This window comes from Cecembia calidifontis, from assembly GCF_004216715.1.
In the GTDB taxonomy this organism is placed as follows: Bacteria; Bacteroidota; Bacteroidia; order Cytophagales; family Cyclobacteriaceae; genus Cecembia_A; species Cecembia_A calidifontis.
The window spans coordinates 3549515-3561340 of record NZ_SGXG01000001.1 but is presented as its reverse complement, the minus strand read 5'-3'; the positions used below and the strand labels follow the sequence as shown (position 1 = coordinate 3561340).

Here is an 11826-nt window from a genome sequence, read left to right as displayed (position 1 = left end):
ATTGATTTGAATGAAAGAGTTAGACTTACAAGATAAATACCTCATTAACTTCCTTTGCGAGCGGCCTGATGGCCTTCGCTACAAGGAAGCCAAGGCAAACACCGTTTCACCTCAATTCTTCATTATTGAGGATTTGAAGCATTTCATTTCGGAAACCGAACTGAATAAGAGCAACTACAAAAAATTACTAAAGAAGTTCCCTAGTGAAAAAGACCTACTAAACGCTTTTACTCTGTTCTTGGACGAGAAGATAAAATCATCCATGAACATGGCTGTTTTCATCAATACCAACAAGTCAGTAACCTTTGAGGGTGTCAAGCTGCATTTGTTCTATCCAAGCGGTAGCGAGTTTGAGGAAGACAAGTTGTTTGAGCAGAATATCTTTTCGGTAGTTCAGGAGCTTCCGTATTCTTTCAAGTATGAAGGCAAGCAGTATTTCTCTTTCCGTCCTGATTTGTCCTTTTTCCTCAATGGCATCTTCTTAGGATATAGCGAACTAAAAAGCAATTGGAACAACCAGACTTCCATGAAGAACGGACGAATGAAAGTAGTGAAAGACTACCTCAGTGCAGTTCAGGAATACCTCACCATTGCCGATAAAAACGACCTGTCTCAAACCATCCGAAAAGACTTTCTCAAAATCTTTGAAAAGGCCATTCATATCACTTCCACGGATATTGCCGAAACCTATGTCATCCGCAATATTTCAAACCACTTTGATGAAATCAAAAACACGGTATTGAATGGCAGCTATGATTTTGAACAGTACGAAAAGAAAGTGTTGAAGGATTTTAAGCCTTACCCACTCAAAAACCGTGAAGGTTCTAAAACAGAACGCTTTGAAGAGGTTTTCAAAGCCCTGTACGATAAGAAGATGGTAGAGAAAGAAATCCTCTACTACAACTTCATAGAACGGGAACTGATAAAGAAAGAAGGCAGCAAGACCAAAGAGTACAAGCACAATGATGGTAGGCTGATAAGTCCAAGACCAAAGCAGAAATTCGGTACAGATAAAATCCTTGCCAAAATCAATGAGTTTCTGGAGCATGAAGATGAACCGGACTACTTCATCAAAAAACTGGAAACAGAATTAAGAGCCAAAGGCATAGGCGAAGGACAGGTAAAAGAACTGGTTGCCAAACGCCAGAAATACCAAAACAATAAAACCGTGTATTCCCTCCTGATGCAGTACGCAGCAGGATTCGGGAAAAGTAACATCATTGGCTGGACAGCACTCCAACTCAAAGACCTTCGCAAAGAGGGTGGGTATGTCTATGACAAAGTGATGTTGGTAGTGGACAGGTTGCAGCTTCGTGACCAGTTGGATTCCAAACTGCACAACATGAATATTCAAAAGGGAATGTTCATTGAAGCCACCGACAAGAAAAGTTTCATCACTGCCCTCAGCAGCGATAAACGCATAGTAGTTGTCAACCTGCAAAAGTTCACCTCGGTAGATAATATTCTGGATGCTTCAGTAGTAAAGAAGCTATCCAAAATGAGAATTGCATTTCTGATTGATGAAATCCACAGAAGCAACAGTGGTGTGCAACATGAAGAAATGATAAGCATATTTGACGAGCTACAAAGCAGCTTCGATCAAAGTAAGGAATATCAACGACAGCAAACCAAAAAGAACCTCATCGTTGGATTTACAGCAACTCCAAGTGACCACACTTTAGCCCGATTCGGAGAGTTCAATAAATATGCGGAAGCAGAAAAAATCTGGATTCCATTCGATAGTTACACCATGCGGGAAGCTATTGAAGACGGCTATATCCTGAACCCTATAAAAGGGATTGTGCCTGTTTCGGCAAAGATGTATTTCGAGATACCAGACAATGAATTAGAAGGCTTTGAAGGGGATTTGGGTTACGGTTTTGAGGAAATACCGGATGATACAGATACGGGCATAGATGAATATGGAAAGAAATATGCTATACGTAAAAAGAAAATTTACCTCAATACACAGCGTATTGAAGCCATATCCAAGTTCATTGTAGAACGATTGGTAAGCTCTGTATATCACAACATCAGAGGTACAGCCAAAGCAATGCTTGCTGTTTCTTCCATTCCTGCAGCAATTAAGTACAAAGGCTTTATTGAAAAGTACTTTGCTGAAATTGTAAAGGAGAAGAAATACGAACGCTTTGAGGAAGCTCCAATCTACATTGTTTATTCAGACAGTCAGGAACACAGAAGCGCAAGCGGCTTGAATGGTGGTTTGAGTGAAGAAAAAGTCCTTCAAAACTTCGCAATCAAAAAGAATGGGTTGATTATCGTGGTGGATAAGCTGCAAACAGGGTTTGACGAACCCAAATTGCATACCCTCTTTTTAGATAAGGAAATCAGGGGCATCAATGCTATTCAAACCATATCAAGGGTAAACAGAACCACCAAGTATAAGAACGACTGTAAGATCATTGATTTCTCTTACAAGAATGTCAATGTAAAGAACATCAAAGCAGCCTTTGAGCATTTCAGCAATGTAGTGGTATCTGATTTTGACCCCTTGGGTGATGAAGAAAAGTTGGCAGACTTGTACAAGGAATTGAATACGCATTCCGTATTTAAAACTCATTTTCCAAAGTTCAAAGAATACCACACCACAAACCCTGATGTTTCGATTATTGTAGCTCTTGAAGATGCACTGGACGAATACATCCGTAATCAAAAAGACGAATCCAAAAAGCTCAAAGAAAAGGTATTGGGTTATTTCAAAATCCTCAATCTCATTGAGTTTGTCATCGACTTAGACCCTAAGTATAGCGAGAAGTTATTGCTGGACTTTTGGCGTAAATACAACATGCTTTATAATCAAATCAACAAGCAGGATGAGATTATTGATGATGTTGAAATCTATTTCGATAACCGCATTGGTATCGTTGCACCCAAAGAGCCAAAGGATAAAGGCAACAAGCCCAAGAATCCAAGCCCTACTAATCCGGGTCAGCCCAACAAGTACAAATACAACATTCTTAAAGTCATTGAAAAACGCAATCAGGAAGAAGAAGCCATTGCCGAACTAATCGCAGACTTTGAGAAGAAAATAACCTCCCTGTTTGAGTTTATTAAGCAGGATGAAACAGGTCAGCGTTTAATTGCCAAAATCAATGATGATGGCTCTGCCTTTTCGCAGGATGAAATCTATTCAGACTTCACAAAACTGTACCGCAAGTTCACCATTAAGAACAAAGACCTGGGCGATTTCTTCATTCGTGAAACGAAAGACAACATGAATCAAATATGTGATGATTTCGAGCGAACGCTGTATAAGCCTTCGACCACCGACCCAATCTTGGGAATGGCAGCAGAACCGGAATCAGATTATGAAAAAAATAAGCATTAATGGAAAACAGTCTTACACCAAATCAAAGTGAATTTTTGCTCTATGTCTCCCAAAGTGGAGATATAAAGGTAGATGTATTGCTACATGATGAAACCGTATGGCTCACCCAAAAAGGTATGCAGGAGTTGTTTGAAAAAGCAAAATCCACCATATCAGAGCATATCAAAAATGTATTTGAAGAAGGTGAATTGGATGAAAAAGTGGTTGTTCGGGATTTCCGAACTACCAGTCCTCATGGAGCCATAGAGGGTAAAACTCAGGAAAATACGGTTAAGTATTACAATCTGGACGTCATTATTTCAGTTGGCTATCGGGTCAAATCGCAACGAGGTACGCAATTCCGTATCTGGGCTACTAAAGTATTGCGGGAATACATAATCAAAGGCTTTGCAATGGACGACCAACGCCTAAAGCAAGGTTCTGCACTCTTTGGCAAAGACTACTTTGATGAATTACTGGAACGTATCAGAGAGATACGAGCCAGCGAAAGAAGGTTCTACCAGAAAATAACTGACATATATGCTCAATGTAGCATAGACTATGATCCCAAAGCTGAGATAACACAGACTTTTTACAAAACTGTACAAAACAAACTCCATTGGGCTATTACTGGCCATACAGCAGCCGAAATTATCAAGGAAAGAGCCAATGCAGCAAAACCTTATATGGGTTTAACTACATGGAAAAATGCGCCTCAAGGTAAAATCCTGAAAACAGATGTATCGGTAGCCAAAAACTACCTGAATGAAAAGGAGATCCGGGACTTAAACCGTATTGTAACCATGTACCTGGACTTTGCTGAGCTACAAGCTGAAAGGCAAGTCCCCATGAAAATGACAGATTGGGTAGCTCGTTTAGATGCATTCCTTCAGTTTAATGAGTACAATATATTGAAAGACGCAGGTAAAATTTCAGCTACCATTGCCAAGCAATTAGCTGAAAAGGAATATAACAAATTCAGGTTAGTTCAGGACAAGAATTTTGAATCCGACTTTGATAAGGAAGTAAAGCGAATCACTAAAAAGGGAAAAGATAAACAATGAAATAATATGCCAAAACACTGTTTCAACATACTAACTTTCAATCATCCACAGGATGAACTTACTTTTTATTTCACCGATAAAGAGCAAGACGGTCTCACACGGGTTTATCATACACTGGTTCCCACGGAAGTAATTGAAAAGTATGGAGAACAGGAACACTATTACACTTCGTTTGAACAGGAAATACCAGACTTCCTGCCGGTAAGCAAACCAACCTCACTAACATTTCAAACCATAATCAATGATGAAGGTGAGGAAAAATCTGTTCCGGTTGCTAATTCAGCGTTTTCTTCATCTATTCTAAAGCGTTACTACAATTCACTTATTCATAACAATTTCAAAGGCAAGGGCTGTTTGGTTAAACCAAACTTTGTCAGTGATACCGAAGTGTGGCTGCAAAGCAACGCTCAGGATGCTGAAGGGATTTATAAGACCTTTGACCGCTTTTCATTAAAAGTACAATTCAAAACGGTGTCAAGTAGTCTTGAACTCTTGGTAACATTTGAAGGCAAATCAAAAATATTTAGAATTCCTGTTTCGGAACTGTTTGAAGAAGTACCAGTCAAAGCTTTTAATTGGGTCGTTTATGAAAAAGGGCTTTTTAGATTTGATGAACTACCGGATGCGGGTAAAAGAGAATACGAAAAGGTTTATCCTGTCTGGAATTTTGAAATCCGTGATGCGCTTCATCAGGAAACCGGAGCACCAGACAAATCCAACAAGTATAAGAAGTTCAAAGCGGCAATTGATAAATTTTACGCCAGGCATCTTAACACCCAAGAGTTCAAATCAATAATTCCAATCTCCTCAAACGACTTTATCCCTGTTGAGAAAGCAAGAATTGGATCAGTAGAAAAAAACAGCAACCGATTACTTTTTGGTAGACAACAATCCCATAAAATACCAATGTACGGCATCAGGGATTACGGTCCTTTTGATTTAAGCCCATCATCAAAAATTCATTTCTTCTTCATTATCCATGAAGAAGATAAACCAGTGGCAACTACTATTCATAAATATTTCAATGGCAACCTTAGCGGTTTCAAAGGGCTTTCAAGGTTTATTCATACACCTTATCACCCGGACAAAGAACAGGCAATTGTTTTTAAGGATAGGGAAAACCCATGGCCTGAAATCTATGAAGAAATCACCAACAGAGACTTTGATTCCGATATTCAGTACTTGGCTATTTATATAAGTCCTATTTCCAAGAGTGTTCCGGATAAGTCTCGCAGACTGGTTTATTACAAGCTCAAGGAATTATTAATCAAAAAAGGGGTATCATCTCAGGTAATAGACCCTGACAAAGTGCTTACCAACGACAAGTATCATTTCAGCTTGCCAAACATCGCAATTGCCATTCTCGCAAAGCTCAATGGCACTCCGTGGAGGTTGGACACAAAGCTGAAGAATGAATTGATTGTTGGAGTCGGAGCATTCAAGCACACAGAAGTTGACATCCAATATATCGGCAGTGCTTTCAGTTTCTCCAATACAGGAAAATTTAACCGCTTTGAATGCTTTCAGAAAGACCAAACAAAAGAGTTGGCAGGTTCCATTCTCAGAGCAGTTAAGGATTATGTCAGCGTAAATTCAGAAATCAGTCGCTTAATCATCCACTTCTACAAGGAAATGAATAAAGATGAGGTTGAGCCGATTGAAAAAGGATTGAAGGATTTAAAGCTGAAAATCCCCGTCTTTATCGTAGCAATCAACAAAACAGAATCCTCCGATATTGTTGCCTTCGATATGGGTTGGAAAGATTTGATGCCTGTAAGCGGTACGTTCATCAAATTGAGCTACAATCGATTTTTGCTTTTCAATAATACCAGGTACCCTGATTCGGAATTTAATTCCCATGACGGTTACTCTTTCCCTGTCAAACTGAAAATCAGTTGCTCAAATCCTGAATTGGTGGATGATTACAAAACAGTCAAAGAGCTTATCGATCAAGTGTATCAATTCAGTCGCATGTACTGGAAATCAGTAAGACAACAAAATTTGCCCGTAACAATCAAGTACCCTGAAATGGTGGCAGAAATGCTCCCCTACTTTGAAGGCAACGAGATTCCTGATTACGGAAAAGACAATCTTTGGTTTTTATGAACACCTCACTAGAAGAAAAACTTAGAAAGAAATCCATTAAACCAACGGCCATGCGCCTTTTGGTTTTACAAACCTTAATGGAGCAAAATCGTGCTTTAAGTTTGAATGAAATTGAAGTACTTTTCGAGAATGCTGATAAGTCAACCATATTCAGAACGCTCAAAACATTTCAAGAAAACTACTTGGTACACAGAATCAATGACGGTAGCGGAGCAATCAAGTATGCCCTTTGTGATGATGATTGTATTTGCAGTTTAAAAGATAACCACATCCATTTCCTATGTACTAAATGTGAAAAAACATATTGCCTAAAGGATACCCCTATTGCAACTCCAACTTTACCGAATGGCTTTAAAGCAAACTTTGCCAATTATCTGATTGAAGGCATTTGTTCGGCATGTGCCTAAACTTTGCAATGGCATTGCACTCCCTTTTAGGTAAGTTTGCGGCTGATGAAATTATTTACCTGCATGTTAGTTGGAATTATCTTGATTTTATCAATTACTCCCATAGTAGGTGTTCATTGTAATGTTTCAAATTGGACAACTAATATTGAGATAAATTCAGATCAAGAAGATATTGAAACTGAAGGGGACGAAACTTGCCCCCTCCTTTGCGGTTGCCAATGTGGCCATAGATACCTGATTTCTATTACCAGCAGCAGAATGGTTAGCAATCCGGTTCTAGTTAATAATATAAAGTTCCCAGAAACTTACAGCGAGGGCACTTCTTTTGACTTAATTCATTCTATCTGGCATCCTCCAAAAATTTCTTAACAAGTTATTGATATGCTTTAACCATAGGCTATTAACCCTATGGTTTAACAGCTATTGGTTATCGAACTACAATATCAATAATCATTGATCTCAAACCTTATTATATATCACAGAAGGTCAGGTCATTCATTCAACTAACATTTACCTATGTTAAAAGCATTGGAGCTTTTTCATTCAAAAAGCCTGATAAAAAGTAAAATATGATCAATCAGATAATATCATTCTCAATAAAGAATAAGCTAATTATAGGCTTGCTTACCATTGCCCTCATTGTTGGAGGAATATGGAGCATGACCCAGGTACCGCTTGATGCTGTGCCTGACATTACCAATAACCAGGTACAGGTTATCACACAAGCACCCAATTTGGGTACCGAGGATATAGAACAGTTTGTTACTTACCCGATAGAAGTGGCTGTATCTAATCTGCCTGGGGTCATAGAAATTAGATCCATATCCAGGTTCGGCCTTTCAGTAGTGACCATTGTCTTTGAAGACGACATGGGAACCTATTTGCCGCGACAGCTGGTGAGTGAAAAACTCACTGAATTAAAAGAAGAAATACCCGAAGGATTCGGGAAAACCTCTATGGGGCCTATTACTACCGGTTTAGGAGAAGTATATCAATATACCTTAAAAGTTGATTCCGCTTTTAAGGGCAAATACAGCATTAGTGATCTGCGCACCATGCAAGATTGGATTGTACAACGACAGATGGCAATGGTGCCGGGAGTAATAGAGGTTAATGCCATCGGAGGGACTATAAAGCAATATGAAGTGGCGGTCAATCCCGATGAACTTAAAGCCATTGGCTTAACGATTACAGACATATTTGAAGCGTTGGAGCTCAATAATGAGAATACAGGCGGAGCCTATATAGAGAAAAACCACCAAGCCAATTTTATCCGTGGAGAGGGATTAGCCCGAAGCCTCTCGGATATTGAAAAAATTGTTGTAAAGACGGTAGATGGTATTCCCATTCAAATTAAAGATGTGGCTAAAGTCCAGTATGGTTCAGCGGTTCGATATGGTGCACTAACACAGGACGGAGAAGGAGAAGTGGTTGGAGGTCTTGTAATGATGCTCAAAGGTGCAAATTCCAATGAAGTGGTTGAAAATGTAAAGGAGCGAATGGCACAAATTCAGCAGTCATTACCTGAAGGGGTTGTTATAGAACCGATCCTTGACAGAAGCGAGTTAATTTCTGATACAACTGGTACAGTGGCCACTAACCTTATTGAAGGAGCGTTGATCGTAATATTTGTGTTGGTTTTCCTGCTTGGCAACTGGCGTGGTGGATTGATTGTGGCTTCAACTATTCCATTGTCCTTGCTCTTTGCCTTCATTCTTATGAATATTTTTGACGTATGGGCCAATCTGATGAGCCTTGGGGCAATTGACTTTGGAATAATAGTCGATGGAGCGGTGATCATTGTAGAGGGCACGGTTTTCTTCCTGTATCAGCGGATGCGAAAGGGAAAGGAAATCAACGCCAAAGAGCGTGACGAGACTACTTACACAGCTTCAAGCAAAATGATGAATGCTGCCTTCTTCGGCCAACTCATCATTCTCATTGTTTTCATACCCATACTCTTTCTAGAAGGTGTGGAAGGTAAAATGTTTAAACCCATGGCTTTCACATTCATGTTTGCCATGATGGGTGCCATGATCCTTTGCCTTACTTATGTGCCTATGATTTCCAGTCTTTTTATTCGAGTCCCCCAAAAAGAGAAAAAATCATGGGGCGATAAGATTGTTATTTGGCTGGAAGATAAATATGAAAAAGCACTGGGTGGTGTCCTAAAAAGAACCGCAATTATCATCGGCTCTTCGGTAGTCCTTTTTGCCCTGGCTATTTTCACTTTTACCCGAATGGGTGGTGAGTTCATCCCACAGCTCGATGAAGGGGATATTGCTTTTCATGCTATCCTTAAACCCGGCAGTTCCCTTTCAGAAACTATCGAAACTACTACCAAAATAGAGCGGATCGTAAAATCCAATTTCCCGGAGGTAGAAAAAATCGTGAGCCGAATTGGAGTTGCAGAAGTCCCAACCGATCCCATGCCTTTTGACTTTGCAGATGTTTTTGTGATTCTCAAACCTGAAGATGAATGGGTCTCTGCTAGTTCAAAAGAGGAGCTTGTTGAGAAAATGAAGGAAAAGGTCAGCCTGATTCCTGGTGTAAATTTTGAATTTACGCAGCCCATAGAAATGCGCTTTAATGAGTTGCTCGAAGGCGTCCGGGAAGATGTAGCCATTAAATTGTATGGGGAGGATATAAGTATACTGGCAGAAAAAGCACAGGAAGTTTCTGAAATAATAGAAGGAACTCAGGGCATCGGGGACATGCGTGTGGAGGCGACAACCGGTCTCCCACAGATAACAATCAAGTATGAAAGAGACGAGCTTGCGCAATATGGAATGAATATAAGTTATATCAACAACCTAATCCAAACTGCTTTTGCGGGCGGCAAAGCCGGAGTGATCTTTGAAGGTGAAAAACGTTTTGATCTGGTGGTACGCCTGGATTCGGCACATCGTACCAATATAGATGATCTTAAGAACTTATACATTAACACACCTAATGGCACACAGATACCTTTAAGAGAAGTAGCCAATATCAGCTATGAACCCGGTCCAATGCAGATCAGCCGGGACAATACGAACAGGAGGATTTATGTGGGAGTAAACGTACGTGGCAGGGACGTAAAGTCATTGGTACAGGAAATTCAGCAAAAGCTAAACAATCAGTTAGAGCTGCCTGCAGGATATTACATCAGGTATGGAGGGGCTTTCGAAAACCTTGAAAGGGCAACCGCCCGCTTAAAGGTTGTAGTACCTATTGCTTTGGCATTGATCTTCATCCTGATCTTTTTCGCATTGCGCTCTTTTAAGCAAACGGCCATGATCTACATCGCCATTCCCTTAGCAGCTATTGGTGGTGTATTTTCACTTTGGCTCAGGGACATGCCTTTCAGTATATCGGCAGGGATTGGGTTTATCGTCCTTTTTGGGGTAGCTGTTCTTAATGGATTGGTATTGATCAGTGGATGGAACAAACTTAAAGAAGAAGGGGTAACTGATTTGGGCGAGCGGATAAGACAAGGGGCCAGGCGCAGGATTCGGCCTATTATGCTGACTGCATTAACAGATGTACTTGGTTTTTTACCAATGGCCATTTCCACCTCTGCAGGTGCTGAAGTACAAAGGCCACTGGCCACAGTAGTTATTGGGGGAATGATAAGCGCAACCTTATTGACACTTTTTGTTTTGCCAATTCTGTACCGGTGGACAGAAACCCGGTCTTTCACGCCATCAATTGGCAAGAGTGCGGTTATTGTATTGTTGATCGGTGGGTTTAGCATGTTCGCTGTGCCTTTAAAAGCACAGCAGGCAGATAGCCTGCCTGCTATTACCATAGAAGAAGCGGTAAATAAGGCCATAGCCAATTATCCAAAAATAAAGTCCGCAAGATTGAAGATAGAACAGCAAGAAACCCTTAAAAAAACAGCTTGGAATTTAGGTAACACACAGATATTTACTGAAGGCGAAGAGATCGAAAAAAAAAGCGGCCGGGGCGTTTACACCACCATTGGTATACAGCAGCAGAACATAGATATTTTTAGTATAGCTCCCAAGTTGAAGGTTCAAAAGCAAAAAGTGGTTTTAGCGGAAGCAGCTTTGAACCTCAGTGAACTTGAGCTAATGCAACAGGTAAAACAAGCTTACGCTGCAGCTTACATTGCAAGAAAGAACCTGGAACTATATAATCAATTAGATTCGGTTTACCAGGAATTTCAAAAGGCAGCGCAGATCCGCTATGAAGTGGAAGAAACCTCCAGGCTCGCTTATTTGGCAGCAAGCAATCAGGTGAAACAGGTAACCCTGCAAAAAGAACAGATGGAATATGAATATATCACTGCTGTGGGCAAGCTTAACCTTTGGCTGGTGAGTGATACCTTATACACTGTTACCTCTTCCGGACAAGAGTCTTTAACTATGCCTCTCCTGTTAAATGATTCGATAAGTACCCATCCCATTCTTCAAATAGCATTACAACAGATCAAGGTGACGGATGCAGAAAGAAAGGCCGCTATAGCAAACCTCCTGCCAAAGTTAAACGCTCAGTATGGAGCTCAGAAGATAGAAGGGCAATCAGGATTTTATCAGTTCCGGATTGGTGTTTCCATTCCTTTGTCCTTTTTACCACAACAAGGCAGGCTACAATCTGCTAAAATCCAACAGCAGATCGCAGAGCAGGAATACCGACAGACACAGTTTGAGTTGCAGGCAGGATACCAATCGCTGCTGCAGCAATATCGGAAATGGCTGGCCTCCTGGCGTTTTTATGAAGACGAAGCCTTGCCACTGGCCCGTGAGCAAAGGCAGGGAGCTGTTCTGGCTTACAAAGAAGGGGCGATTGATTATGTCTCTTTTATTCAAAATCTGAAGGAAGCCGTGCAGGTAGAAGTAAAGGCACAGGAAGCCCTGAATCAATACCTGGAATCAAAGTTTCAATTGGAGTACTATCTCAATACATCTAACAAATAAAA

6 protein-coding genes are annotated in these 11826 nt (G+C 40.5%); all 6 read left to right on the top strand.

The genetic code is table 11. The features are described from left to right. Nucleotides 1-10: 10 nt before the first annotated feature. Nucleotides 11-3349 (top strand): DEAD/DEAH box helicase family protein, encoded by a 3339-nt coding sequence (locus tag BC751_RS15230; protein ID WP_130276398.1) that lies wholly within the window; start codon nucleotides 11-13, stop codon nucleotides 3347-3349. Then, nucleotides 3349-4392, top strand: a complete 1044-nt coding sequence (locus BC751_RS15225) for a virulence RhuM family protein (protein ID WP_130276397.1) — start codon at nucleotides 3349-3351, stop codon at nucleotides 4390-4392. Before BC751_RS15230 ends, BC751_RS15225 begins: the two co-directional genes overlap by 1 nt. A gap of 6 nt (nucleotides 4393-4398) precedes the next feature. Beyond that, nucleotides 4399-6498: a Piwi domain-containing protein gene (locus BC751_RS15220; RefSeq protein WP_130276396.1), complete on the top strand. Its 2100-nt coding sequence runs from the start codon at nucleotides 4399-4401 to the stop codon at nucleotides 6496-6498. Then, nucleotides 6495-6905 carry a Fur family transcriptional regulator gene (locus tag BC751_RS15215; RefSeq protein WP_130276395.1) on the top strand — a complete coding sequence of 137 codons (411 nt, stop codon included), beginning with the start codon at nucleotides 6495-6497 and terminating at the stop codon, nucleotides 6903-6905. Before BC751_RS15220 ends, BC751_RS15215 begins: the two co-directional genes overlap by 4 nt. A 45-nt stretch (nucleotides 6906-6950) precedes the next feature. Then, on the top strand, nucleotides 6951-7274 hold the full coding sequence (locus BC751_RS15210) for a hypothetical protein (protein WP_130276394.1): 324 nt from the start codon (nucleotides 6951-6953) through the stop codon (nucleotides 7272-7274). A 200-nt stretch (nucleotides 7275-7474) separates the two neighbouring features. After that, complete coding sequence (locus tag BC751_RS15205; RefSeq protein ID WP_130276393.1) at nucleotides 7475-11824, top strand: CusA/CzcA family heavy metal efflux RND transporter; 4350 nt, start codon at nucleotides 7475-7477, stop codon at nucleotides 11822-11824. Nucleotides 11825-11826: the final 2 nt, after the last annotated feature.